The sequence below is a fragment of the Arthrobacter wenxiniae genome, assembly GCF_013376105.1.
Classification (GTDB): domain Bacteria; phylum Actinomycetota; class Actinomycetes; order Actinomycetales; family Micrococcaceae; genus Specibacter; species Specibacter wenxiniae.
Genome location: NZ_JAAMFM010000045.1, coordinates 1 through 25,552 on the forward strand (window position 1 = coordinate 1; position 25,552 = coordinate 25,552).

General features: G+C 63.0%; 17 protein-coding genes and 2 pseudogenes. 6 read left to right on the plus strand and 13 right to left on the minus strand.

Going from position 1 to position 25,552, the window contains the following annotated elements:
• Positions 1-674: 674 nt before the first annotated feature.
• The 5 genes from G6034_RS18695 to G6034_RS18715 are packed head-to-tail and all read right to left on the minus strand — an operon-like array spanning position 675 to position 6,774.
• Complete coding sequence (locus G6034_RS18695) at positions 675-1,544, minus strand: 3-hydroxyacyl-CoA dehydrogenase family protein (protein ID WP_176636613.1); 870 nt, start codon at positions 1,542-1,544, stop codon at positions 675-677.
• 30 nt (positions 1,545-1,574) lie between these two features.
• Positions 1,575-2,636, minus strand: a complete 1,062-nt coding sequence (locus tag G6034_RS18700) for an isocitrate/isopropylmalate family dehydrogenase (protein WP_176636614.1) — start codon at positions 2,634-2,636, stop codon at positions 1,575-1,577.
• Between the two features lie 6 nt (positions 2,637-2,642).
• On the minus strand, positions 2,643-4,136 hold the full coding sequence (locus G6034_RS18705) for an aldehyde dehydrogenase family protein (protein ID WP_176636615.1): 1,494 nt from the start codon (positions 4,134-4,136) through the stop codon (positions 2,643-2,645).
• 10 nt (positions 4,137-4,146) lie between these two features.
• Complete coding sequence (locus G6034_RS18710; protein ID WP_176636616.1) at positions 4,147-5,307, minus strand: acyl-CoA dehydrogenase family protein; 1,161 nt, start codon at positions 5,305-5,307, stop codon at positions 4,147-4,149.
• Positions 5,308-5,346: 39 nt separating this feature from the next.
• Entirely contained in the window at positions 5,347-6,774 is a 1,428-nt protein-coding gene (locus G6034_RS18715; RefSeq protein ID WP_176636617.1) for an aminotransferase class III-fold pyridoxal phosphate-dependent enzyme, read from the minus strand.
• On the opposite strand from G6034_RS18715, the gene G6034_RS18720 reads away from it, so the two are divergent.
• Entirely contained in the window at positions 6,736-8,484 is a 1,749-nt protein-coding gene (locus G6034_RS18720; protein WP_343038158.1) for a PucR family transcriptional regulator, read from the plus strand. The genes G6034_RS18715 and G6034_RS18720 overlap by 39 nt on opposite strands.
• Before the next feature lie 30 nt (positions 8,485-8,514).
• Here the strand turns inward: G6034_RS18720 and G6034_RS18725 are convergent, their stop codons facing one another.
• Both G6034_RS18725 and G6034_RS18730 read right to left on the minus strand, forming a co-directional pair.
• A complete protein-coding gene (locus tag G6034_RS18725; RefSeq protein ID WP_176636618.1) occupies positions 8,515-9,714 on the minus strand; it encodes a CaiB/BaiF CoA transferase family protein in 1,200 nt (399 codons plus the stop codon).
• A 177-nt stretch (positions 9,715-9,891) separates the two neighbouring features.
• Positions 9,892-11,298, minus strand: coding sequence for a PucR family transcriptional regulator (locus G6034_RS18730; RefSeq protein WP_176636619.1), 1,407 nt, complete (start codon positions 11,296-11,298; stop codon positions 9,892-9,894).
• Positions 11,299-11,459: 161 nt separating this feature from the next.
• Here G6034_RS18730 and G6034_RS18735 point away from each other — a divergent pair, with 161 nt between their 5' ends.
• From G6034_RS18735 to G6034_RS20530, 4 genes are all read left to right on the plus strand, one after another.
• On the plus strand, positions 11,460-12,827 hold the full coding sequence (locus G6034_RS18735) for an MFS transporter (protein ID WP_176636624.1): 1,368 nt from the start codon (positions 11,460-11,462) through the stop codon (positions 12,825-12,827).
• 73 nt (positions 12,828-12,900) lie between these two features.
• On the plus strand, positions 12,901-13,170 hold the full coding sequence (locus tag G6034_RS18740) for a hypothetical protein (protein WP_176636620.1): 270 nt from the start codon (positions 12,901-12,903) through the stop codon (positions 13,168-13,170).
• Positions 13,167-14,351 carry an acetyl-CoA acetyltransferase gene (locus G6034_RS18745; protein WP_176636621.1) on the plus strand — a complete coding sequence of 395 codons (1,185 nt, stop codon included), beginning with the start codon at positions 13,167-13,169 and terminating at the stop codon, positions 14,349-14,351. The genes G6034_RS18740 and G6034_RS18745 overlap by 4 nt, the downstream gene beginning before the upstream one ends.
• A gap of 227 nt (positions 14,352-14,578) precedes the next feature.
• Positions 14,579-14,776, plus strand: a complete 198-nt coding sequence (locus tag G6034_RS20530; protein ID WP_425485547.1) for a helix-turn-helix domain-containing protein — start codon at positions 14,579-14,581, stop codon at positions 14,774-14,776.
• A 25-nt stretch (positions 14,777-14,801) separates the two neighbouring features.
• Here the strand turns inward: G6034_RS20530 and G6034_RS18755 are convergent.
• The 6 genes and pseudogenes from G6034_RS18755 to G6034_RS18780 form a co-directional block, all read right to left on the minus strand.
• A pseudogene (locus G6034_RS18755) lies at positions 14,802-15,739 on the minus strand (CaiB/BaiF CoA transferase family protein); the annotation flags it as partial.
• Between the two features lie 7 nt (positions 15,740-15,746).
• Positions 15,747-17,195, minus strand: a complete 1,449-nt coding sequence (locus tag G6034_RS18760; RefSeq protein ID WP_343038159.1) for an IS4 family transposase — start codon at positions 17,193-17,195, stop codon at positions 15,747-15,749.
• 197 nt (positions 17,196-17,392) lie between these two features.
• Positions 17,393-17,653 (minus strand): annotated as a pseudogene (locus G6034_RS18765) (CoA transferase); the annotation flags it as partial.
• A 127-nt stretch (positions 17,654-17,780) separates the two neighbouring features.
• Complete coding sequence (locus G6034_RS18770) at positions 17,781-19,118, minus strand: purine-cytosine permease family protein (protein ID WP_246296334.1); 1,338 nt, start codon at positions 19,116-19,118, stop codon at positions 17,781-17,783.
• 122 nt (positions 19,119-19,240) lie between these two features.
• Positions 19,241-21,265: a hydantoinase B/oxoprolinase family protein gene (locus G6034_RS18775; protein ID WP_176636622.1), complete on the minus strand. Its 2,025-nt coding sequence runs from the start codon at positions 21,263-21,265 to the stop codon at positions 19,241-19,243.
• Positions 21,262-23,322 (minus strand): hydantoinase/oxoprolinase family protein, encoded by a 2,061-nt coding sequence (locus G6034_RS18780; RefSeq protein ID WP_176636627.1) that lies wholly within the window; start codon positions 23,320-23,322, stop codon positions 21,262-21,264. The genes G6034_RS18775 and G6034_RS18780 overlap by 4 nt, the downstream gene beginning before the upstream one ends.
• A gap of 184 nt (positions 23,323-23,506) precedes the next feature.
• Between G6034_RS18780 and G6034_RS18785 the strand changes: the two genes are divergently transcribed.
• On the plus strand, positions 23,507-25,090 hold the full coding sequence (locus G6034_RS18785; RefSeq protein ID WP_176636628.1) for a PucR family transcriptional regulator: 1,584 nt from the start codon (positions 23,507-23,509) through the stop codon (positions 25,088-25,090).
• Positions 25,091-25,552 lie beyond the last annotated feature (462 nt).

Consider the following 25,552-nt stretch of genomic DNA (forward strand, 5'->3'; position numbering starts at 1 on the left):
ACTCTAGCTCGGAGTACATTGGAAGCAATAGAACGAAGAAGCCACGATCTCGGTGATCGGAGGCCCAATATTTATCCTCGCGAACCCTCAAGGTCATGTAGGATTAAATCCGCGGAAATTCACACCCAATACCCCCGCGTACGGGAAATGGGGGAGTTCGTCCTGCGGAAAAGGGCGAGCGAAAGCGGAAGATCATTTTTCCGAATTGGGGGAGTAAAAGGGGAGTTGGCCCCAAATTCCTCTGTCCTGCGAGGTATAACTGCAGGTCAGGGCCACTTTGGTGCCCCGGGTCGGACTCGAACCGACGGCCAAGAGAATCTCAGGACTCTTATGCCAACAGCCTCCGTTGACGGTCAAAAATCGTGTATTCTCGGGAACTTTCGCTGTTATGGGTGCCGACGACATGTCAGTAGTTGCCGTAGTTTTCGGTTGAAATAGATGAGTAAAAGATGGGTGCCTCTTGGCGACCATCGTCGTCATCGCGTATTCGGCCGCCAGTAGATTCGAAGGCGGGTTCATCCGTGGTCCCCTTCGCGCGGTGCAGGTTACCGCCCCTGATTACCAGTTTCAGCTGAAACCAGGTCAGGTGCTGACGGGGCCTCGAAACCGGGAGGCCGCCAGTGTTGGCCGGGGAAACGATTGGACCGCCAGCCAAACGCCCCGCGGTTGTCCTGTTACGCGTAGGTGTACCATCCGGTGCCGGTCTTGCGGCCCAGTCTCCCGTCTTTGACGAGTGCAGAAATCAATTCGTTGGGGGCATCGGCCGGATCGCCGGTTTCGGCATGGGTGGCGCGGGCGATGTCGTCGATGACGTCCAGTCCCACGAGGTCCATGAGCTCGAAGGGTCCCATGGGGTGGCGAAGGGCTTTTTTGGCGGTGGCATCGATGTCTTCTTTGGTGGCCACCCCGCCGGTCAGGAGTGCCAGCGCCTCCTTTTGCACTGCGCCCATGAGCCGGTTGGCGACGAAGCCCGGGATCTCCCGGTTGATCAAAACCGGTGACTTGCCCATGCGGCGGGCCAATGCCATGGTGACGTCGACCGTGTCTTGGGAGGTGTCCGGATGGCGCACCACTTCGACGCATTCCATGACCAGGGCGGGGTTGAAGAAGTGCATGTTGCACACCTGGGCGGGCCTCCCGCTGGCCTCGGCGACCTTGGACGAGCCCAGGGTGGAGGAATTGGTGGCCAGAATGGCGTGACGGGGCGTCAGATGCCCGAGGGTGGCAAAGATGTGCCTCTTGATGTCCAGCCGTTCCGTGGCGGCCTCAATCACGAAGTCGGCGGACGGCGCCGCTGTCCCAAGGTCTGTGCTGAAAAGCAGCCTGGCATGGGCAGCCTCTGCGTCGCCGGCCGCAAGTTTCCCGGACTGGACCATCTTGTCGGTGCGTGTGCGCAGTGCCGCGGCGGCGTCGTCGAGCTGGGTGCGGGAAACATCGTGGACGGTAGTGGCATATCCGGCCAGGGCCGCCGTCATGGCAATTTGTGAGCCCATGGCGCCGGCGCCGACGACAAGGATGGTGGTGATGGTGGGGCGTGCTGCCATGGTGGTTCCTTCGGTCGGGGCGAGATACGGCTAATGTAGCGCCGTGGGGGTGTAGTGGTCTGAGATGTGCTCGCAAAGCTGTGCGGTGATCTGGCGAAGGCTGCCCGTGGGGGAGAGGGCGCTTCCAGTCTCCGGGCTGGTGGAAAGGACGACGGTGTCAACGGCTGTGCGGATGGCCTGCGCGCCGGCGTGCTCGCCAAGAAACTCGAGGAGCATCGCGGCGGCCAGGATCTGGGCTGTGGGATTGGCGGAATCCGTGCCGGCGAGGGCCGGAGCGCTGCCGTGGGCGGGTTCGAAATACGCGGCGGCGTCTCCGATGTTGGCGGCCGGGCATAGGCCCAACCCGCCCACGGTGGCAGCGCCGACGTCGGAAAGAATGTCGCCAATGAAGTTCTCCGTGACCAGCACGTCAAAGCGGGCAGGGCACGCGATGAGCTGGTACGCGGCCGCGTCCGCATACAGGTAGTCGGCCTCAATATCGGGATACTCGGAGGCGATCTCGGTGAAGATCCGGCGGAAGAGGGCATAGCTGCGCAGCACGTTGCTTTTGTCAACGCACGTGACGCGGCGAACGCCGTCGGCCGGGGCCCCGCCACGGGCTCGGGCCTGCTCAAAGGCCTTGCGGACTATCCGCTCTGTGCCCTGGCGGGTGACCAGCAGCTGGTCCGTGTGCGCCCAATCGTTCCCGACTCCGGCGTCGCGGGAGGCGTAGAGGCCCTCGGTGTTCTCCCGCACCAGAACATAGTCGATGTCCACCCCGGGGTGGCGGACCGGGCGGATGTTGGCATAGGCGTCCAGTCCCCGGCGCAGGACCCCGCCCAGCACGCCGGCCTCCGTGCCGCCCGGACTGCGGACCTCCGGCAGCCCCGCCGGGCCCTTGAGCGTGGCGTGATATACGGACTGGATACGTGTCAGGGCCTCCGCGCTGAGGTTGCGCCCGGTGCGCCGATAGGTTCCGGCACCGCCGTCCTCCCACCGGAAATCCAGCGTATAACGGCCCGCAGCCGCGGCGTTGAGGACGGCGACGGCGGCATCGATGAGCTCGGGCCCGATCCCGTCGCCGGGAATAAGCCCGACAACATAGTCTTTCACAACGTCTTAGGCCGCCGCGCCCTTGCCGCCGCGCAGGTACACGGTGGTGGTGTGGGTGTAGAACTCCTTTGCGCTCTGTCCCTGTTCCTTGGGCCCGTAGCCGCTCTTCTTGGCCCCGCCGAAGGGGACGTGCGGGTCTGCGCCAGCGGACTCGGAGTTGATGTGCAGGATTCCCACATCGAGCTCGTCCATGCCCTCCAGCGCCAGTGTCACGTCCTGGGTAAACAGTGCCGCGGATAGCCCGAACTCGCTGTCATTGGCCAGATCAAAGGCGGCCTGGACGGAGCCGGCGCGCCGAACGCTGAGCACGGGGCCGAAGAGTTCCTCACGCCACACCTGCGCCCGTGAAGCCGCCGTAAGTTCCAGGATGGTCGGGGCCACGAAGTAGCCGCCGTTGGGCTCCTCGTCAACGTGGGGCAGCCCGCCCGCGAGCAGGGACGCACCCTGTGCCAATGCCCTATCAATGCCGCGTTGGATGGCGGACCTTGCCCCGTCGTTGATGACCGGGCCCATCTGGGTGGCATGGTCGGTGGGGTCGCCCACCACCAGGGCCTCGGCCCTGATCCGGAGTTCGTCCAGGAATTCATCGGCCACGGCGTCGGCCACGATCAGCCTTGAGGTGGCCGTGCACTTTTGGCCCGAGGAACGGAACGCTCCGAGCATGACTTGTTCGGCAGCCAGTGCCAGATCGGCGTCGGCCAGGACGATGGCGGCGTTCTTGCCGCCCATCTCGGCCTGGATGGGCACGCCCCGGCTTGCCGCCGCGGCGGCAAGGCTTCGGCCTACCCCGGTGGATCCGGTGAAGGAGAGCCCGTCCAGGGCGGGGTGTTCGACGAGGGCGGTGCCCACGGCTCCCGGGCCGATCAGCAGGCCCAGCACCCCTGCCGGCAGCCCGGCGGTCTCCAGGGCCTGGGCCAGGCGCATGGCCAGCAGCGGAACGGTGCTGGCAGGCTTCCACACGACGGCGTTGCCGTAGGCCAGTGCGGGGGCGATCTTCCAGGCGGGGATGGCGATGGGGAAGTTGAATGGAGTCACCACGCCCACCACCCCCAGCGGCTTGCGGGTGACCAGGATTTTCTCGCCGCGGCGTGGGGAGGAATAAATACTGCCAGCCTCGCGGTCGCCGTCATTGCCGTAATAGCGGAAGATCTGCGCGGCGCGGAGCACCTCGCCCTGGCCCTCGGCCAGGGTCTTGCCCTCTTCACGGGCCAGCTCCCGCCCCCACGCGGGGGCGTTGTCCTCCAGAATGGCGGCGGTGCGCAGCAGCACGGCACCGCGTTCGTGGGCGGGGGTGCGGGCCCAGCCGTGTTTGGCGGCAACGGCGCTGGCCATGGCGTTCTCGACGTCGGCCGGGCCGGCTTGGAGCCCGTGCGCCACTGCTTCGCCCGGGCGGGCAGGGTTGCTCGAGGTGAACGCGCTGCCGTTTCCCTGAAACCACTGACCGGCGATCAAGTGCTGAAGTTCAACTGCTGGGGACTCTGCTGTTGGAATTATTGTCATGGAGTGCTCCTTAGCGGAAGGCGGGGATGCCGGTGATGTGGTTGCCGAGGATCAGTGTGTGGACCTCGTCCGTGCCTTCATAGGTCCGCACGGATTCGAGGTTGTTGGCGTGGCGCAATGGGGAGTAGTCCAGTGTGATGCCGTTGCCGCCGAGCATGGCCCGGGCGTCGCGGCAAATCTTGATGGCTTCGCGGCAGTTGTTGAGCTTGCCGGCGGAGATGTGGTGCGGTTGGAGCTTCCCGGTTTCCTTGAGGCGGCCGATCTGCAGGGCGAGCAGCATGCCCTTATTGATTTCCAGCGCCATGTTGACAAGCTTTTCCTGGGTGAGCTGGTAGCCGGCCAGGGGCTTGTCGAACTGCAGGCGTTCCTGCGAGTAGCTGACCACGGTTTCGTAGCTGTCCCGGGCGGCGCCCATGGCTCCCCAGATGATGCCGTAGCGGGCTTCGTTGAGGCATTCAAAGGGGCCGCGCAGGCCCTTGGCGTTGGGCAGGATCGCTGTGGCGGGCAGCCGCACGTCGGTCAGTTCGATGTCGCATTGGATGGATGCGCGCATGGAGAGCTTGGCTTCGATGGGTGTGGCCTTGAACCCCGGGGTGTTGGTGGGCACGATGAAGCCGCGGACGCCGTCGGAGGTCTGTGCCCAGATGATGGCGATCTGGGCGATCGAGGCCATGCCAATCCAGCGTTTGGAGCCGTTGATGACCCAGTCGTCGCCGTCGCGGCGGGCGAAGGTCTTCATGCTGCCCGGGTCGGACCCCGCGGTGGGTTCGGTCAGGCCGAAGCAGCCGATCACCTCGCCGGTGGCCATGCGGGGGAGCCATTCGTTTTTTTGTTCCTCGGAGCCGTGTTTGTGGATGGCGCTCATGGCCAGGGAACCTTGGACGCTGACAAAGGTGCGCAGGCCTGAATCGCCGGCCTCCAGTTCCAGGGCGGCGATGCCGTATTCGACGGCGGAGCGGCCGGGGCAGCCGTACCCCTGCAGGTGCATGCCCAACAGGCCAAGTCCTGCCATCTCCTTGACAATTTCCTGCGGGAAAATGGCCTTTTCAAACCAGTGGGCAATGTTGGGCCGGATGCTGGTATCAACGAAGGAACGCACCTTGTCCCGCAATGCGAGTTCCTCGGCGGTTAAAAGGGAGTCGATGTCCAGCAGGTCAGATATTTCAGTCATGGTGTACTCCAAAGGTTGGCGGGTCCGGAAGGGAAGGGTTTAGACGGCGGTCAGGGAAGTTGCGCCGCTGTGGTTGCCTGCTGGCAGCTTCAGTTCCGTCTTCTGTGCAGGGTCCTTCTGTGCAGCGTCGACGGCAATAATGGCGTCGCGCAGTACGGCCAGGCCGTCCCGGAGAAGTTCCTGGCCAATGACCAAAGGGGGCAGCAGGCGGATGACGTTGCCGTAGGTGCCGCAGACCAGTACGAGGACGCCCTGGCTGTGGCATTTGGCGGCAACCTCGGCGGCCAGGTCAGCGCGTGTTTCCAAGGTGAGCTTGTCGGTGAATTCGAGGGCCAGCATGGCGCCGCGGCCGCGGAATTCGGCAATGACGGACGTGCCATCCACCAGTGGCTCCAGCGTTTCCCGGACCGTGGCCTCGATGGCCCGCGCGTTCTCCAGCAGTGTGCCGTCCTCGAACGCTTCGAAAACGCCCAAGGCGGCGGCGCAGGCCACCGGGTTGCCGGCGTAAGTGCCGCCCAGGCCGCCCTTGTGTACGGCGTTCATGATCTCGGTGCGGCCTGTGACTGCACTCAGGGGCAGCCCTCCGGCCAGCGCCTTGGCTGTCAGGGTGATGTCCCCGGCGATGCCTTCGTACTCGCTGGCGAACAGCTTGCCGGTTCGGCCCAGGCCTGCCTGGATTTCATCGACAACGAACACGATGCCGTACTTGGTGGCCAATTCGCGCAGGCCCGCCAGAAAGCCCGGTGCCGGCATGAGGAAGCCCCCCTCGCCCTGGATGGGCTCGATCACCATGGCAGCGAACGTTTCGGGGCCATTTTCCACCAGGAGCCTTTCAACCCCGGCCAGCGCGGTGGCGGTGGTGGTTTCGCCGTCGCGGTGTGCCCACAGCCGGGTGGCGGTCGGGGCGCGGAACACTTCTGGCGGGAACGGGCCGAAGTCTTTCTTGTACGGGTTGACCTTGGCCGTCATGGCCATGGTGAGGAGGGAACGGCCGTGGTATGCGTCGTCGAACACCAGCACCCGCTCCCGGCCTGTGGCGACGCGGGCGATCTTGACGGCGTTTTCCACCGCCTCCGCTCCGGTGGAGAAGAGCGCGGTGCGCTTGTCGAAGTCTCCCGGGGTGTGGGTGTTGAGCCAGGCCGCCACCTTGGTAAAGGAGTCGTATTCGGTCACCATGAAGCAGGTGTGCGTGAACTTGGACATCTGCAGGGCCACTTGTGCCTGCACGTGGGTGTTGGTGGCGCCAACACTGGTCACCGCAATGCCGGCGGCCAGGTCGATGATGCGGTTACCGTCAACATCCTCCAGGATGCCTCCCTCGGCACGGTTGATGAAGACCGGCAGGGTGACGCCGAATCCGCTGGTGACGTGCGCTTCACGTTCCCGGTGCAGCGCGGTGGAGGCGGGACCCGGGATGGTGGTGGCGAGGTGGCGAGTTTGGGGGAGTGTGTTCTGGATCAATGTCATGGGATAAAGCTATTGCCTGGCCAGCGCACTCGCATTGGATGTTCCATCCAATTTTTTGGTTTTCTTGTTCAAACTGCCCATATGATGGGAATCACAATCCGAAGGGACATCAATGTGATCAGCCTGGCTCAATTGCACAATCAGCTCGGTAACGACCTGCGTCCGGTTTCGGGGGCCACGGTGGCCCGTCGGAAGATCTCCGGGGTTCACATCTCCGAGCTTGAGGATCCCACGCCGTATTTGGAGGGCGGCGAACTGCTGCTCACCACGGGCATCCCTGTGGCGGGGCCGGCACTGAAGATGGAGGCCTATGTCCAGCGCCTGGTGGCCCGTGGCGTTGGCGCATTGGGCCTGGGACTTGGCGCGGGGGTGGACGAGGTCCCGCACGGATTGGCTGAAGCCTGCCAGGCTGCCGGGCTGGAACTCCTGATCATTCCCACCGGTACCCCATTCATGGCCGTCTCCCGTGCCTACTGGGATCTTGTGGGCAAGGAAGGCCAAGCAGACCTTACGGCCAGCCTCGGCACCCAAACCGCCCTTGCCCAGGCTGCCGCGCAGCCGGACGCGCTGGCCTCGGTGATCAAGGCGCTGGCGCAGGCGCTGGGCGGTTGGGCGGCCTACCTGCCCGCGGACAATGCCGCTGCGACCTTTTGGCCAGAATCCAACCGCGCCATCCTGGGGCAGTTATGGGTTGAGGCATCCCGGTTGGACATGGCGGCGACGCACTCCGCCTCCACCTTCCAAATCCACGGCACGGACGTGGTTGAGTATCCCGTTTTGGTGGGTCGGCGGGCAGCCGGATTCCTCGCGATCGGAGCCGGGCGCAAGCTCACCCGCGCGGACCGGCAAGTCATCTTGACGGTTTGTGTGCTGCTCTCCCTCAAGGCCGCCCAGGCCCAGGAGAAGGACGAGATGGCCGCTGCACTTGGATCTGCGGTGACCAAACTTTTCCTGGCCGGGTATGTGGAGGCCGGCCGTGCCCAGGCCGCCGATCTGGGCTTCACTGTACCTCCGGGTCCCGTGCGGGTGCTGGTGGTCCGAGGATCGGATGACCCAACGGCCGACGCCAGGGCACTCGAAGGCAGATTGTCCAGGGAGACCGGCTGGACAGTCGCCGGCGCGGCCGTGCAGGACAGTCGACTCCTGCATGTCGAAGGCAACTTGGCGTGCTGGCTGCTGGATGCCGAGCACGATGGCGGCACCACCGACCCTGCTGAAACGCCTCCGTCGTTTAACCGCTGGGGCACGGAAGGTTCCGGGGCAGGCGCGCAAGGCGGGCGGTCGGAGTCCTATACGTCCGGGAAACAGGGGCACAGACATCCTACCGAACGCTGTTCCCCAGCGACGGACGTTGCTGCTGTGCTCAGCCGCCCCATGTCCCTGGGGCGCGTGCGCGAGGAGATCGGCGAACTAACCGCCCTCGCCCGGAGACTGGAACCGCACCAGATCGTTGAAGTGGCCGCCGGTCAGCTGGATCCTAGGGTCCAGGAATGGGTGTCTGCGCTTCGTGGCTATACCCGCGCCGACCTTGTGTCCACGGTGCGTGCGTACTTACAGCACCGAGGGCAGTGGGAAGGCGCCGCCCGGCAGTTGGGGGTACACCGCAATTCCCTGCGGCATCGGATGGGCATTGCCACGGCGTTACTTCATGCCGACCCCGACGATCCGGACGTAGCTGCCAACCTATGGTTGGCCCTGCGGTCGGAGTAGACCGGGGCAGCCGCTGCGTCTTGGCGGGGATCAGTTGGTGCTCGCTGCAGCTTTGCTGAAGTTGTTAGCGAGCCACGAGCGCACCACGGCGTCGTGCTCGCCGAGTTGGGGAGGAGCGTCCGTGCGCACTGGGATGGGAGGCGTCCAGGTGATGGGGTTGCGGATCTGCCGGCCCACGGGCTCGCCTGCGGCGTTGTACACCTCGATGGTGGGCTCCAGCCCCAGCGACTCGGCGTACGCTATGCCCTCGTCGATGCCCGAGACATGGCCCGCCGGAACGCCGACGTCGGTTAGTCTTTCCTGCCAATCGAGGGCCGAACCGGCCGACAGTGCTGCTTCAAGGATGGGGATCAGCTCGCTACGGTGCTCCACTCGCGAGTTGTTTGTCGCAAAGCGGGCATCTGCGGCGAGTGCGTGAAGGCCAAGCACCCGGACGAGCTTGCTGAACTGGCCATCGTTGCCGCAGGCCACGGCCAGTGGCGCGTCGGCGCAGTCCAGCAGCTGGTAGGGGACGATTGAGGGGTGGTCGTTTCCCATCCGTCCCGGCACCTTTCCGGCGCCCAGATAGGCTTGGCCCTGATTGGCCAGTGCGCCCTGCAGGCTGGAGAGAAGGTTGAGTTCAAGGTGCGAGCCCCGCCCGGAACCCCCACGGGCGGCCAGTGCGGCCAGGATGCCGATGGTGGCATCCTTAGCGGTCAAAACATCGACCAGCGCTACGCCGGCCTTGACCGGGCCACCCCCACTCTCTCCCGTGATGCTCATGAGTCCCCCCAGTGCCTGGACAATGAAGTCGTAACCCATCAGCTTGGCTCCGCCGGCGCTGCCAAAGCCGGTGATCGAGGCATAAATCAGGGCGGGGTTGGCTGCCGAGAGTGCCTCGTATCCGAGGCCGAGATTGGCCATGCCCCCGGGTTTGAAGTTTTCCACCAAGACATCGGCACGCAGTGCCAGTTCCCTGGCTGTGGCCAGGTCCGCGGGGTCCGCCAGGTCAAGGCACACCGATTCCTTGTTCCGATTGACACTCTCGTAATACGTGGCACCGGTGGGGGAGTAGGGCGGGCCCCAGCTCCGTGTGTCGTCCCCGGCGCCCGGGCGTTCAACTTTGATCACCCGGGCACCCATGTCCGCAAGGGCCATGGTTGCCAGCGGTCCGGCCAGGACCCGCGAGAAATCGGCAACGACCAGCCCCGCAAGGGGGCCTTCGGCGGCGGGCGTGGTTGACTGTGTCATGGGGATCCATCCTTCACGTCGGAGTCATTTACTCATGAGCCGAGGCTAGCAGCGGCCCGCTGTAGATTCATTGGATGGTTTGACCAGTGTTTATACGAGCTGTCCAAAGAAAACAGGCCTGCTCATTAGACTGGCGAAGAGTGTCGTCAGCGGGATTGACGCTTTTACTTGAGGCGCTTATAGGTACGCGGTGGCTGAACAGGCGATCCACAGCTCGGACAAGTCCCGCGTACTCTTGAGGCTTCTTCCGGTTTCTGTCTCGATGCGCTTGAGGCGGTACCCGAGGGTCTGCCTGTGGATGCCCAGGGCGTCCGAGGTCGTGCTCCAGTTCCTGTCATTTTCAAGGTAGCAGCGGAGCGTGGCCAGCAGGACTGAGTCGTCGTCATTTTCCGTGTGAATCGAGCCGAGGACCCTCGTGACTATGTTGCGGGCCTCCGCGGCCGACCGCGGGAGAAGCGAGAGTTCAACGTCGGCGTGGTAGGCGATGCCCCGCTGACCTTCCCGAATTGAGCCAAGGGCCCACTGTGCGGACTTGCAGGCGGCCGCGATGCCGTGCAGGTCCCGGAAGGGGGCCGAAACGCCGATCCGTTGGGCACTTCCAAGAAGGAGACCGCAGGCTGCCTTGACATCATCGGCGTTGACAACAGCCAGCATGTTGCCGTCGGAAAGTGCCGACAGTTGGGCTATGCCGGCCTGGGCCAGTACCAACTGCAGGTCGTCGTCGTCGCACGTGGGCATCGCAAGCGCCAGCCAGTCGGACGGCTCCATCCCCAGTTCGACGGCGGTGGTGTTGTCCACCATCCGGATCGGCTGCCCCATCAGCACTGACGCCATGATCTGTGTCCCGCGGTTGATGCGTCCCAGTCGGGCAACTATGACGCGGTCAACAGCGACGGCAATGGCATGGCGCAGGTGGAGCGCGGTGAAGGCGTCCAGCATGAACGCGCTGCCTTCACTGATGTGCAGCACCGCGGGGTGCGTGGAGGGGACCGACCATGTTCTGACGCCGTCACCGCCGTCGTGATTCTCAATGTCAAGGCTGCCGTGCAAGATGGGAGCGCCGGTGTCGGCGTCGATGACGGCCATGCAGACGTTGAACACGCCTTCAAGCCGCGACAAGAAGGTGGAAGCGTCGTCAGATTGTTCCACAAGGATGCGGTAGAGGCGGTTCAGGGTAAGGATCTGCTGGGTCTGGGTGGATGAGTTGGCGGCGGCCACAGTGCGCGAGACGGCTACAAAGGGGATGCGATGAGGAATCATGAGGATGGGGAAGTCCAGCGCATCTGCTGCTTCGAGCATTTTTTGCGAGATGGGCGGACTCAGAAGGTCCTCGCCGATTGCCAACCCGGCAAGCCCGGCCCTGGCCAGGCATTGGAGGAAGCTGACCTGTTCGGCCGCGCGCTTGGGGATGCCCAAGCCCACCGTCATAAGTAGTTCATTGGGGCCCAGCCACATCCAGGGATCAGACAACTCGCAGCTGTGGGCCCACAGCACCGGGCCGTCCAGGCCTTTGCTGCCCGCGGCAACGGTCAGGCCGAGCGCCTCGATGGCCAGCAGGCTTTGGATTGTTGCACTCTCAGTCATGTCAAAGATCATACAGTTGTATGAAAATCGACATGAATTCATACTGTCGAACAGTGGTGGCGGTGGCGGTGTTCACATACTGTCGTTTTTGGACATGCTGCTGTGACTTGTTTCACGCCAACAGGGGTGTCCCATCCCCAAAGGAGATAAACGTGGATTCTATGGCTGTTATTGACGATGCACCGTCGTCAAAATTTCATCGCAAGCTGCTGATTGCCTGTTGCGGCGGCCCGTTCCTTGACGGATACGTACTGAGCATCATCGGCATAGCACTGGTAGGGATCAGGACGGACCTGCATATTGGTAGTGTGGCGGCCGGCCTGATTGGGGCCGCATCGCTGGTCGGCATTTTGTTCGGTTCCACGATCTTCGGCAACCTCACGGACAGGATTGGCCGCGAGAAAATGTACGCCGTCGACCTGACAGTTCTCGTGGCCGCCTGTGCGCTCTCGGCGTTTGTCACCGACGCTTGGCAACTGATTGTCTTGCGCTTTATTCTCGGCTTGGCCATCGGCGCCGATTATCCCATCGCCACTTCGCTACTCACCGAATTTACGCCGACCAAGAGACGTGGTTTCATGATCGGCGTTTCGGCGCTGTCGTGGTCGGTTGGTGCGTCCTTCGCCTACATGATCGGCACTGCGGTGGTGGCGTTGACCGGCGGTTACGAGTCTTGGCGGTACTTGCTCTTCAGTAGCGCAGTCCTTGGTATCCTGGTGGTGCTGATGCGCCGCGGCATTCCGGAATCACCTCGCTGGCTTGCTATGAAGGGCCGCACTGCGGAAGCGGAGGCGATCCTGACCAAGGTGTACGGCAAGGTGGTCAGTCTGCCCGACGAGGTAAAGTCACCCACTGCAGTCACCGGTCTTGCTGCCTTCAAGGCCATCGTGTCCGGTGGCTATCTCAAGCGGACCATCATGTGTGGCACCCTTTACCTGGCCCAGATCACGCCCCAATATGCCCTCCTGACCTTCAGCCCGTTGATCCTGGCCGGGTTTGGTATGGTCGAGGGCCCCATGAGTCTCATTGGCGAGTTGGTAATCACAGTTCTCTTTGCCGTTGGTTGCCTCCCTGCGATCAAGATGGTGGAAACCCGTGGGCGCCGGGCCATGACGGTCATTCCATTCGCCCTGATGGCTGTGCCGCTGGTGGCCCTGTGGCTGTTCCCCGGGGGACCGCTCTGGTTCGTGCTCTTGGCGTTCTGCTTCTATGCCTTTATTTCTGGCGGCCCAAACATCACGGAGTGGATCTATCCCAACGAGCTTTTTCCCACGGAGATTCGCGCGACAGCCGTTGGGGCGGCCGTCGGCATCAGCCGGATCGGTGCCGCGACGGGTGTTTACCTGCTGCCCATCAGTCTCTCTGTGCTGGGCACTGGAACAACCATGCTGGTCGGCGCGCTTCTGACCTTGGCTGGCTTCGTTGTTTGCCTCCTTTGGGCGCCGGAAACCAAGGGGCGGAGCCTGGCTGACACCTCCATGATTCCCGTGGTTGCGAAAGTACCGGAACGGTCGCTGGCAAGAAGTTGACTATGAATATGGTGTCGGGCCACATGAGGAAGACCGTACATAATTGCGAGCTCCAGCTGCGGTCGCTGCATTTATGAACGCGGGCGGCCGCGTCCTGGGAATGCTGCATGTCGTCCGGGGCCGCCGTCGACTTCGTTTTGCTGCCGTGCGTTCCACCTCCGCGGTAAACCGCATCATCACCAACCTGGCAGCCTTCTACATCGCAACCACCAGCATAGGACCGGACAATACCGGTAAAGCCACCGTGGAAGATATCCAAGCCTCTACGGAGACTTCATTCACCGTCCACCTCGACATCAGCACCAGCAGTTTCGAGCTTACATCTGAAGGAGTACCCGCATGAGCCTGCGCGAACAATTTGGCAAAGACATCCTGCTCACAGGATGGGGCCACAGCCGCTTTGGCAAGCTGTCCGAGGAGACCCTGGAATCTCTCATCATCCAGGTCTCCACCGAAGCCATCACCAACGCCGGAATTGAACCTGGGCAGGTTGATGAAATCTACCTGGGCCAGTTTAACGCCGGTATGATGCCCCTCGCCTTTCCCTCCTCACTGGCTCTGCAGGTATCCGAGCAACTGGCCAATGTCCCGGCAACCCGTGTGGAGAACGCCTGCGCGTCGGGCTCCGCCGCCATGCAGCAAGGCGCCAAGGCACTGCTCGCCGGCACCGCGAAGACGGTGCTCGTAATTGGTGCAGAGAAGATGACCCAGGCCGGTGCTGATGTCGTCGGGGCAGCCCTGCTGGGCGCGGACTACGACATGGCAGGCAAGCCCTCCACTACCGGCTTTACCGGACTCTTCGCCGAAGTCGCCAAGCACTACGAAAAACGCTACGGAAGCGTGGGAGATGTTCTGGGCTCCATAGCGGCCAAGAACCACCGCAATGGAGTCGACAACCCCTACGCCCAACTCCGGAAGGACCTCGGCGAGGACTTCTGCCGCAACGTCTCGGAGAAGAACCCGATGGTCGCCGATCCGCTGCGTCGTACCGACTGCTCCCCCATCTCCGACGGTGCCGCCGCCGTCATACTCTCCACCCACCGCACTGGCGGGTCCACCACACCAGTGCGGTTGGCCGGGTTCGGCCACGCGAATGACTTCCTCCCCACGGAACGCCGCGACCCGACAGCCTTTGTGGGTGTCCGTGCGTCATTTGAGCGCGCCTTCGCCATGGCCGGTCTCGGACTTGGTGACCTGGACTTCGCCGAAGTCCACGACTGTTTCACCATCGCCGAACTGCTCACGTACGAGGCGATGGCCCTAACCGAACCAGGCCAGGGCCACCGCGCCATCGAGGAAGGCTGGGTCTACAAGGATGGGAAACTTCCCATCAATGTCTCCGGCGGACTCAAGGCCAAGGGACACCCCGTCGGCGCCACCGGCGTCTCCCAACACGTCATCGCCGCAATGCAACTTACCGGCACGGCCGGCGACATGCAGCTGCGCGGCCCGCGACGTGCCGCAGTGCAAAACATGGGCGGCGTCGGAATCGCCAACTACGTCAGCATCCTCGAAGCCCTGTAGTCGGGAATGAGCATGGAATGTCTTTGGGGAACGGAAAATGACCGGTGTACCGAAGACACGTGAAGAAACATCCGCAGTGGGCCTTGCGATGTTGTAAGCCGTTCATTGGGGTTGGCCATGTAGAGCGCGCGTGGACAAGTTAGTGATTGGCCAGATTCTTGAGGTAATGCCAGGGGCGCTGGATCCGCGAGTCCAGGATTGGGGGGCCGCGCTAAGGGGTTAAGCGCATGCGGACCTCGTGGCCACGGTGCGGGCTTACTTGCTGCACAGAGGACAGTGGGAAGGCGCGGCCCGGGCACTGGGGGTGCACCGTGCACCGCAATTCCCTGCGGCACCGCATGGGCATTGCCACAAGGTTGCTTCGAGCCGATCCCGACGATCCGGGTGTGGCCGCCAACTTGTGGCTGGCACTGCGCGCGGAATAGCGCAGAACCAGCCTGCCGGGACGGGTCAGCCGCCGGACGCGGCGCTACTGCTGGCCGCAGAAAGGCGATCTCCGAGCCACGACAGAACTGCGGCGTCGTGTTCGCCCAGTTGCGGAGGGGCTTCCGTACGGACAGGGATGGGAGGCGTCCAGGTGATGGGGTTGCGGATCTGCCGGCCCACGGGAACGCCAGCGGCGTCGTGGACCTCGATGGTGGGTTCCAGCCCCAGGGATTGGGCGTACTCGAGGCCTTCATCGATTCCTGCGACATGTCCTGCCGGGACGCCGGCGTCCGTCAGCGTGTCCTGCCAGTGGACTGCGGTGCCTGTGGACAGGGCCGCCTCCAGGATCGGCACCAGCTCGTCGCGGTGTGCCACACGGGCATTGTTCGTGGCAAAGCGCGGATCCACCGCAATGTCGGGAATCCCCAGGACCCGGGTCAGCTTGGTGAATTGTCCGTCGTTGCCGCACGCCACGGCCAGGGGCGCGTCCGAGCACTCAAGGAGCTGATAGGGCACGATCGAGGGATGATCGTTGCCCATCCTGGTCGGAACCTTCCCGGCACCCAGAAAGGCCTGGCCCTGGTTGGCCAGGGCGCCCTGCAGGCTGGAGAGCAGGTTCAGCTCCAGATGGGCGCCCCGCCCAGTTGAGGTGCGGGCCGCGAGGGCTGCCAGAATGCCGACGGTCGCGTCCTTGGCGGTCAGGACGTCCACCAGGGCCACGCCGGCCTTGACCGGACCGCCGTCGTGCTCGCCCGTGATGCTCATCAGGCCGCCCAGGGCCTGGACGATGAAGTCGTACCCCATGAGCCCGGCCCCGCCGCCACTGCCAAAGCCGGTGATGGAGGCGTAGATGAGCGCCGGTTGGCGGCTGACAGTTCCTCATATCCCAGGCCAAGCCCCGCCATGCCGCCGGGCTTGAAGTTCTCCACGAGGACGTCTGCACGCAGGGCTAGTTCCAATGCCGTGAAGTTAAGGTCGGGTTGATTCTGTCAACCCGACCGTGGTGTTGATGATTTCTATGGTGAGCCGGGCTGGTTGGGTTGGTCCGTGGGGTTTGGTGGCGCGGGCTTGGTATTTCGAGATGGCTCGTTTGACGGTCCGTGGGCCGGTACGCAGCCTGCGTGGGGGCAGCAGGTTGGCCAGGAGGTGGTCTCCGATCCGTCCCGCCAGCGCCTGCCAGCCGGGTCCGGGGCGGGTGCTGGTTGCCGGTCCGAGGACGATCATGTCTCTGGCCAGGGTCAGGGCGATGGTGCAACTGGCCCGGTCCGGGTCCAGTCCGGGGATGGCGTTGGTGGCTTCAGTCATGGCGCAGCGCAGCAGTTGCTCGGCGATCAACAGGGCATAGATTTCCTGCTCAACCAGGGCTACGGTGCGTGAACGCAGCACCCTGCCGCCACCCATGGTGGATTTGATCTCACGGAAGGTCGTCTCGATTTCCCAACGCTCGTGATACAAGCCCATTAGCTCCCCGGCGGTGCCCTGGGCCGGGTCGCTCAGCGTGGTGATCAGCCGGTACGTCTCGGTGCGGTCCCCGTCGGAGGTGTGCAAGGTGATGGCTGCAGTGATGACCCTGACTTTCCGGCCGGCCAGCACCGAGAGGTACGACCCGTCTTTCAGTGATTGGTGGATGGGGAGGTGGCGGGCGTTCTTCACCCGCACCAGGTAGTGCGCCCCGGTCTCGCTGATCCGGTGCAGCAGGGCCGCGGCGGCGAAGTTCCTATCGGCCAGGATGATCATTCCCGGTCCCATGCTTGGCAGCAGGGCCGGGGTCTGGGTTGTTTCCCCGATGCTGGTGGGCCCGAACACGGCATCAATGATGCTGCGGGTGCCGCAGGCGATCAAGGCCACCACCCGGGCTTGGGGGTAGCCGGTGCCGCCGTGGTAGCCAGCTTGCTTGGTGTACCTGGCAAGGATCGGCGCGGTGTCGGGCAGGGACAAGATCGTGCCGTCGATCGCGCAGATCAGCAAGGCACCGAACCAGTCCCCGGCACCGGAGACGGTCGGGGCGCCTCCACGCAGTATTTCGAAGATCCACCGCAGCGGCCCGACCCCGATCCGCCGGCGTGCCTGGGCCAAAGCGCTGGCGCTCACAGTGCCCAACACCCCGGCACCGAGGCAGAGTTTGGCGAACACAGATTTGTACCCCAGTTCGGGGAACAAGGCCAGTGCCACCACGAAATAAACGATCACCCGTGACGGCAGGGCCCGGATGCGGCGTTCACGCGTTTTGGTTGCTTCAAGGGCCGCATCGACCAACTCAGCCGGCAGGTGCACGCTCAACTCGCCCAGATGCGCCGGCCCCCACACTTTCCCTGAAACCAGCGGGAAATGTGCTGTGACAGCGTCACTATCCGTCGTGGATTGGTCATGACTGGTGTGGGAATGAGACGATGGCATGCAGGAACTCCTGTGCAACATGTGGGCTTGAACATTCACATGTTTAACAGGGGTTCCGTCTCTTTAAAAGGGCCGTCTCACATCTTAAGACGACCAAGCCCGGCAGACCCCTCACCACCAAACAGCTCAGGGTTTTCACTGCCCGACGCCCCTGGGTTGACGCCAGCAACGAACCCTTAACTTCACGGCATTGGGGCTAGTTCCCTGGGGAGCTACAGGTCGGAGGGGCTGGTGAGGTCAAGGCACACGGATTCCTTGTTACGGTTGACGCTCTCGTAGTAAGTGGCACCGGTGGGGGAGTAGGGCGGGCCCCAGCTCCGTGTGTCGTCCCCGGCGCCCGGGCGTTCGACCTTGATCACCCGGGCGCCCAGGTCGGCCAGCGACATGGTGGCCAGCGGGCCGGCCAGTACCCGCGAGAAGTCGGCGACGATGAGCCCGGCGAGGGGACCCGTTGCTGTGGGCATGGGTTTCTCTGGCATGTGATCCTTCACAATCGGAGTTAGTCGTATCTGCAGCCGAAACTAGCAGCGCCCGAGGGCCTTTTATTGGATGTTTTGACCTTCTGCGGTGCAGAATGCTGTTAATCGAGTGTTCACACCATCATCCTCAGGTGATCCGCAGTGCGGTGCGGGTGCCTGTTGCCCGGCGCAGGAGCGCATAGAGCAGGGAGCTAATCACGGCGGTGATGACGGCACCCAGGCTCGCACCCCAGGCCACGTGCGACTGAAGGATGACCAGGCCCGCGGCCGCGGAAACCAGCCAGGCAGTCACCCCAGGAACGTTGACCGCGCGGAAGGAGTGATCTGGGATCCAACCGGGCTCGGCAGCCTGGCCTTCGCGGTGGTCCAAGGCAATCTGCGTCAGGGCGATGGACACCCAACCGGTGACTAAGACGCCCTGCCAGGCAAGTGCCAACAGCAGATAGTGAACAACAGGCAGCAGCATGAGTGCGAAAATGATGGCTGCTCCAAGCACCGTCCACAACAGGGCAGGAAGTTTGATGTGCAGGATCCGTTCGCCTGCTTCACGCAGGTTGGAGATGCCCATGGCGTAGTTGGCCGTGTTGATCCGTGTCTGTGAGGCAAACACCACCACCAGACCGAAGATGCCCATCAGCTTTACCAGGCCGCCGGCCACTCCGGTTTCGGTTGCCTCTACGCCGGGCAGGGTAAAAGTGAGGAATATACCTATCAGGGCGTTGACGCCGAACGCCAGTGTGTAGAACAACCAGCCGAACGTGACTTTTTTGTGGAACCTCTCATCTTTTTGCTTCCCGAGCGCGGCGAAATCCATGGTGTACATCATGAGGATCCAGACGCCCATGTAGGCGGCGAACGTGGCCAGCCAGCCGGGGCCGCCGGCGGCGAAGCCCAGGGACGGCACTGCGTGGGTGAGCCAGTTGGGTGTGAAACCGTGTGCCGTGCCTGCCCAGGCGACGGCGATGATCAGTCCACCCCAATACAGAGGCAGGAGCCAGCCGTTGATTTTGTCCAGGAAATTGCGCACCCCGCCGGCTACAAGCGGTGTCGAATAGAGCACCACCACGGCACACCACAAGGCAATCGGGCCGCCGAACTGCGCCTGGAAGGCGAATGCCACGATGGAGCCTTCGAAGACGGCGTAGTAGATGGCCGTGGCGGCGAAAATGAGTGTGGCCAGAATGGAGCCGCTGCGACCTAAGAGGCTGCGGGAGAATTGGGCGACGGTGAGCTGGTGCCGGAGGGCGTAGCTGGACAGCACGCGGTTGATGGCGCCAAAGGTGATGATCGTCAAGATGAGCCCTATGATTGCGTTTGCTGTGCCATAGGCCACGGCGAGGGCGGCGCCAATGTACACGAAGAACATGGCGCTGACCAGGCCGTACCAGGCCATGGTGAGCGAGCCGCGCCCCATTTGGGTCTCATCGTTGATATCGGTCGTGTTAGCTGCCTTGGTTGTTGACATGGAATGCTCCTGAAAACGGGGCTTGGCACAGGGGCAGGGCCGCCTGTGCCAAGCTGGCTAGTTGTGGCTGGTGCCGGATACTGGAAATACGGGGTTGCTTCCGATCTGCGGGAAGCGGCAGATCACTTCCAGTGCGAGGCCGAACGTCGTTCCATGAGGGTACGGAACTGCGCCGTGGTGTTGGGAAATAGTTCGCCGGATCCCCAGTCCAGGATCACTCCGTGGCGGCGGATCACGTCGAGCATGTCCGTCTCGCCGCTGCGGTAGCGTGCCGCGACGTCGGCAGCATCCTCGGTGAGCCATCCGGCCCGCTGGGAGCGGATCTCGGTGCGCAGGAGGTCGCTGGCGGCCTCGTCGAGGAGGAAGTCGTCCAGTTCGGCGTCGATCTCGGTGATGACCACACCATAGTCGGAGGCAGCACGGCCAATTGAAACGTAGCCGTCGATGACATCATCTAGTACTTCCTGCGGGTGCCGTTCCAGTGGGTCCCCAAAGCCTCCTCCGCCGGCGGAGGGCCGGGTGAAGGAGTCTCCGGATTCCAGGGGCACGGAGGAAAAATTGGAGCCGAGGAACTTTTCGTCCTCGGTGCCCTTGTTCAGCCAGACGCCGTGGGGGATGGATGGAAGGCCGCCCTCGATGCCCCAGGTGATGGAGCGTGCACGGTCGCAGCAGTAGCTCATGACAGTGTTGGTGGCGTCGGTGAGGGTCCCGCCCTTTTCAATGCCGACACCGCCGCGGAAACGGCCGGGACCACCGGAGTCCATCGCGATCTGGTGAACGGTTGTCAGGACGGGGGACAGCCTCTCCTGGCCTTCCACCGGCTGCACCGCCAGGCCCGGGCCGAAGACCGGGGCGCTGGCTCCCGCGCCGTCCTTGCTTGCCCGGCCGCCCCAGCCTCCTGCCATCCAGTCGTACCACATGAAATACGGGGCGGGCTCGCTGCGCTTGTCCCGGCCGCCCACCAGCAGATACTCCAGATTGAAGGCACAGGCCATGGCACGTTCGGGCATGATCTGGCTCCACAGTTCAAAGATGCCGTTCATGAGCTTTTCGTAGGGCCCCGAGCAGAAGCCTGTCACGGCATAGGGCCAGCCGGCGTTGACCACGGTGCCTTCCGGGCCGATGTCCGCATTGACCGCGGCGTAGAATCCTGAGTTCAGGGGAATGTCGGGGAAGAAAGTTTTGGTTCCGGCGTAGATGGCGGAGAAGGTGGTGCCGTAGCCGGAGTTGAGAAACGTGGCCACGGCAGGGGCGGAACCGTTGAGATCGTAGTGGATTCCCTGGCCGTCAAGGGTGAGCTTGATCTTGATCGGCACCAGACCCTCTTCCTTGCCAGGGTCTGAGTCTATGTAGTCGGTGGTCTCCCAGGTGCCTTGCGGCAGGGTTTCGAGCCGACGCCGGACTATGCGCTCCACATAGTCTTGGGTTTCCTGCATGGCAGCCACCACCGTGGCCTTTGAGTACTTCCGTACGAGGCGCTGAACCTCGCGCTCACAGACGGCGGTTGCCTCCGACTGGGCGTGGAGGTCACCCATGGCTTGCTGGGGGGCGCGGGTGTTGGAGACCAGCAGCTGCGCCACATCGTGTAGGAAGACGCCCTTGCTCCAGATTCGCACGGGGGTGATGCGCAAGCCCTCCCCGAAGTGCTCCTTGGCATTGACATCGAAGGAACCGGGCACGTTCCCGCCGATGTCCGCCCAGTGGCCCTTGTTCTGGGCGAAGGCGATGATCTCGCCGTCGGAGAAAACGGGACGAATGAAACTGACGTCGTTGAAGTGCGTGCCGCCGCGGTAGGGGTCGTTGATGGCAAAGACGTCATCGGGGTGGATGTCCTGGCCGAATTCCTCCAGAACGGCCTTGCATTGAAAATGCAGGGTTCCCACATGGACGGCAATATCACCGCTGCCCTGCATGACCGTGTTGCCCTGGGCATCGCAGAGTGCCGAGGAGAAGTCCCTGGAGTAGATGACAAAGGAATAGCACGTGCGCAATATCTGTTCGCTCATCAGGTCCACACTCGTGGCAAACGCGTTCTTGAGCACCTCAAAAGTGACAGGGTCAAGGCCGTGCAGCGAGCCGGCGCCGTGGTGTGTTGAGCGGGTGGCCGCATCCTTGCCGCTAGGTGACGAAACGAGTGTGTCAGTCATTTGGAGTGCTCCTCTTCGTTGCCGATGTTCTTCAGGTGGATGCGGATATTCAGCCATTCGTCAATCACTGCCCGGGTGCGCGGCGGGACAACGGTGGTGGAGTCCAGTTGGTCGATGATGGCCGGACCCATGAAAGTGGCTCCCGCGGGCAGGCTGCCGCGGTCATAGACGGGGGTCTCAATCCAGCCGTCGTCGCCGAAGAACACCTGCCGGTGAGTGGCCGGTTCTCCCGGGTCCGTAACCGGGTTCCGGGCCGGAAGGAAGGTCGGTTTTGGGGTTTTGCCGACAGCGGAGAGCGCCAGTTGATAGATCTCCACCGGCTGGTCGTCCTGGCGGAACGCAAATTCACGCTCATGTTCCTGATGGAACGTCTGGATGGCGTCCTGCAGCGATCCGCGGCCCGAGCCGATCGGCACCGCCAGGGATCGCCACTGGCCGTGGTAGCGCATGGAAATGGTCCGCTGCAGCACCGAGTCTTCTTCGGCAACGCCCTCGTGACGCAACCGGGCGCTGGCCTCGGTTTCCAGCTCCACGAAACGGGCCTCCAAATCCTCCGTATCCGCAACGTCAGCCAGGGCCGTGTACATGGCCGACAGGTCGTGGCTGATGTCTACCAACAGGCAGCCCAGGGCTGAGGTCACGCCCGGGTTGGGTGGCACGACGACGGTGGGGATGTCGAGCTCTCGGGCCACCTCCGCGCCGTGCAAGGCGCCCGCGCCGCCAAAGGCGATGAGGGCGAAGTCTCGGGGGTCGTAGCCGCGGCGGATGGAAATCAGGCGAACCGCGTCGGCCATATTGGCGTTGGCGACCTGCAACACGGCGTGTGCTGCTTGGTCCTCTGCCATGCCCAGCGGCTCGGCGATCTCCTGGCGAATCGCTTCCAGGGCCAGTGGGCGCTGCAATGTCTTGGCGCCGCCGGCGAGGGAACTGCCCAAACGGTTCAGTGCGATGTTCGCATCGGTATTGGTTGGTTGATCGCCGCCGCTGTTGTAGCAGGCGGGGCCGGGGTCGGCGCCAGCGGACTGCGGACCATTGCGCAGGGAACCGGCAATGTCGATGTGCGCCAGTGAGCCGCCACCGGCACCAATGGTGAGCACTTCAATGCTGGGGAACACGATGGGGTGGCCATATTCCACCTGCCATTCCTTGGTGATACGTAGCTCTCCGCCGGAGATGAGGGCGATGTCGGTCGAGGTGCCGCCCATGTCGAGGCTGACGGCGTTCTCGTAGCCGCACTGCTGGGCAATATGCTTGGCTGCTATGGCTCCTGCGGCAATGCCGGAGGCCGCCAGGCGGACAGGGTACCTCTTGACCATCCGGGGGGTCATGGAGCCGCCGCCGGAATGCAGCAGGAGCAGGTCCCCCTGGTATCCGCCTGTTTTGAGCTCGTCGGCCAGACGGTTGACGTAGCCGGACACCAATGGGGCCAAAACTGCATTTGAGACGGCCGTGTTGAAGCGGTCATGTTCAAAGATTTCCGGCAGGATTTCGGCGGAAGTGGTGACATTGGCATCCGGGATCTCTTCCTCCAAAATCCGTCGCATGCGGAGTTCGTGCTCCGGATTGGCGTAGGAGTTGAGGAAGCACACGGCGATCGTCTTGACGCCGCGCTTGCGAAGGAGGGCCGCAACCCGGCGGGCATCGGATTCATCCAGTGGGGTGATCACGTGCCCGGCAAAGTCGGTTCGCTCGGTAACCTCAAAACGATCCCTGCGTCGGATATACGGGCCGGAAACGTCGTTGTACGCGTCCCAGAGATCGTCCTTAGTTCCGTCTCTGATTTCTATGACGTCGCGGAAACCACGGGTGGTCACCATGGCGGCCAACGGAAAATTGCGGGTAATCAGCGCGTTCGTGGCCACGGTGGTGCCATGTGAGAACAGGGACACATCCGAGAGCTTGATCTCGGCCCTTTTGACACCGTTCATGACCGCAACCATGGGGTCCGAAGGCGTGGATGGGACCTTGGTGACCCGCATCCGCTGAGATTCTTCGTCAAAAATACAAACGTCGGTAAAGGTGCCCCCGACATCGACTGCTACACGGACAGTTGCCATGTTTTTGGCCTCGTTCCCTTGGGATGGATTGATCTGGTTTGTGGTTAGAAACAACTGTGGGTGATGGGCATCACTATTGTCACTGGAGGAACTAAAATCAATTGTGGGGGAATTTGTAATTTTCACAACGAACGCCGTAAATACCCGTGAGCACTGGGTTCGGCATTGAAATTCAAGGATCATGATGCCTGACAGTTCTACTTTTACGCTCGCAGATGTTGTGAACGAGCCGTCGTTGAAGTTGACAGCGGTGGTTGCCGGGGATGGGCTGCTGCCGGTACGAGGCGCGCACACAACTGAAATCCAGGATCCTGGGAGGTGGTTTGAACAGGATTGGGTTGTTCTGACCACAGGACTGAGATTTGTCGATTCAGCAGGCCCGGATCCGATCATGGCCTCGAGACTGGTGGCGGACCTGAAGGCTGCGCGGATTACCGCGCTGTTCTTTGGAATCGGTGTCTACTTTGACCACGTGCCGGCGCCTTTGGTTGACGCCTGCCGGCGCGCAGGGTTCCCGTTGTACACAGTGGCAGCCCAGGTGCCGTTTTACGTGGTCGAGAATTTTGTCAATCAGTCGAAGTCTTCCCCTGACTCCTACCTGATCAAACGCGCCATGTGGATCAGTAACGAACTCTTGGACAGTCTTTCGGCAGACAACCCTGTGAAGGCGCTGATTGAACGGCTTGGCTCGGCCTGCCGGGGGACGGCGGTCCTTTATGAGGATTCCGGCCGCATTGTCGAGTCCACCGGGGAAGGTCCCACCCGGCTGATCTTCAATGAGGTGGCCCAGCATGAGGGTGCGGGGCCGCTGGACATTGGCCGGTGGCACGTCCTGGCCCGCTCATTAGTGTTGCGCGGCACCGGCTATACGGTGGCCATCGCCACGCGCAACAGCGCGGTGCTTTCTGAATTGGGCGAGTCTCTCCTGGACACCACCCAGCGTCTGCTGGGCGCCATCAACGGTATCAACCAGGTCGCCACGTCGCGTGAACGCCACGAAAATGTCCAGTTGCTAACGTCCTTGCAGGACGGCATTTCCGTGGCCCGCGAATACCGGCATTGGGAGCGGATGCGAGTCTTTCGCATGGTCCCCTACGAGTCCTTGCGGGCCATCGTAGCCTCAACGATCGGCGGTACCGCCCTGCACGCTCCACTGGTCAATGAATTGATGGAAAGAGCCATGGTCACAGGGCTCGGACTGCTCCTGGCCGAGAGCGGACGAACCTCCGACCACACAGACGGCCTGCACGCCATAGTCTCGAACTCAAGTGTCCTACCGGAATGGTTGGATATGGCCGGGAAGGCCATGGACATGGGGTTGTCTGAACCTTTTACCGATTTGGCCAGCGCTCCCGATGCGTTCAGGGAAGCAGAGACCGCCAGAAAAATCGCCCGGCGGCGGTCCCGAGCGTCGGGGGCCGCAGTGCCCGTGCATGGGACCATTGTCAGGCTCGATGAAGTGGACCCGGCTACGTGGCTGCTAGCCCTGCGTGCATCACCAATGACTGAGGACAAGTTATCCGCATTCTCGCGGGAGCTCAATGCTGAGGCCGAGCTACGAAACACAGTGGTTTGTTACCTCGCGCTCGACCAAGATGTCGCCAAAGTCGCCAAACACCTTTTCGTTCATCCCAATACCGTGCGCTACCGACTTCGCAAGGCGGAGGAGCTACTCCACGGCAAACTCACAACGTCATCGATGATCGCCAATCTGCATCTGGCCTACCAAGATGAAATTCTCGCCCTTCAGGAAGGCCACAAGGAGTAACCCCCACTCGTCGTAAACGTCGGATTAGACGCCACAGCGGTGACGTTTTCAAAGGGCGAGAGTGGTCGAACAGGCGATCCAAAGATCGAACAAATCACGCGTTGTTTTGAGGTTTCACCTTGTTTCAAGCACGACGTGTTCCAGCCCGCGCCCTCGTGTCCCTGGGGCGTCCTTCGTCGAACTGTGGCGCGTAGGCGCCCAGCTGGCCAAGCTGCCGGATGCCCAAGGCATCCGGACAGTACTGGATTAAAAGCACGGCAATCCAGTTATGATTCGGGACCGGAACTCGGTGGTACTCACGCGCCGTCTACGGCACAATCCTGGCGGCCCTGGCTCCCGGCGGCTTCACCACCGCGACTCTCACCTGAGGACCGCCGCACCATGGCGTCGCATGTGGCAGGCATTCTCCATAACAGCCGCACTGGGCCGGACCGGCAGGAGACATTCATTGGCCTGTGGGTT

What these genes read in the sequence shown, in the direction of transcription:
- G6034_RS18695 (WP_176636613.1), bottom strand. Translation starts at nt 1,544, where the DNA reads ATGGCAGCACGCCCCACCATCACCACCATCCTTGTCGTCGGCGCCGGC.
- G6034_RS18705 (WP_176636615.1), bottom strand. Translation starts at nt 4,136, where the DNA reads ATGACAATAATTCCAACAGCAGAGTCCCCAGCAGTTGAACTTCAGCAC.
- G6034_RS18710 (WP_176636616.1), bottom strand. Translation starts at nt 5,307, where the DNA reads ATGACTGAAATATCTGACCTGCTGGACATCGACTCCCTTTTAACCGCC.
- G6034_RS18715 (WP_176636617.1), bottom strand. Translation starts at nt 6,774, where the DNA reads ATGACATTGATCCAGAACACACTCCCCCAAACTCGCCACCTCGCCACC.
- G6034_RS18725 (WP_176636618.1), bottom strand. Translation starts at nt 9,714, where the DNA reads ATGACACAGTCAACCACGCCCGCCGCCGAAGGCCCCCTTGCGGGGCTG.
- G6034_RS18730 (WP_176636619.1), bottom strand. Translation starts at nt 11,298, where the DNA reads ATGACTGAGAGTGCAACAATCCAAAGCCTGCTGGCCATCGAGGCGCTC.
- G6034_RS18735 (WP_176636624.1), top strand. Translation starts at nt 11,460, where the DNA reads ATGGCTGTTATTGACGATGCACCGTCGTCAAAATTTCATCGCAAGCTG.
- G6034_RS18740 (WP_176636620.1), top strand. Translation starts at nt 12,901, where the DNA reads ATGAACGCGGGCGGCCGCGTCCTGGGAATGCTGCATGTCGTCCGGGGC.
- G6034_RS18745 (WP_176636621.1), top strand. Translation starts at nt 13,167, where the DNA reads ATGAGCCTGCGCGAACAATTTGGCAAAGACATCCTGCTCACAGGATGG.
- G6034_RS20530 (WP_425485547.1), top strand. Translation starts at nt 14,579, where the DNA reads ATGCGGACCTCGTGGCCACGGTGCGGGCTTACTTGCTGCACAGAGGAC.
- G6034_RS18760 (WP_343038159.1), bottom strand. Translation starts at nt 17,195, where the DNA reads ATGTTGCACAGGAGTTCCTGCATGCCATCGTCTCATTCCCACACCAGT.
- G6034_RS18770 (WP_246296334.1), bottom strand. Translation starts at nt 19,118, where the DNA reads ATGTCAACAACCAAGGCAGCTAACACGACCGATATCAACGATGAGACC.
- G6034_RS18775 (WP_176636622.1), bottom strand. Translation starts at nt 21,265, where the DNA reads ATGACTGACACACTCGTTTCGTCACCTAGCGGCAAGGATGCGGCCACC.
- G6034_RS18780 (WP_176636627.1), bottom strand. Translation starts at nt 23,322, where the DNA reads ATGGCAACTGTCCGTGTAGCAGTCGATGTCGGGGGCACCTTTACCGAC.
- G6034_RS18785 (WP_176636628.1), top strand. Translation starts at nt 23,507, where the DNA reads ATGCCTGACAGTTCTACTTTTACGCTCGCAGATGTTGTGAACGAGCCG.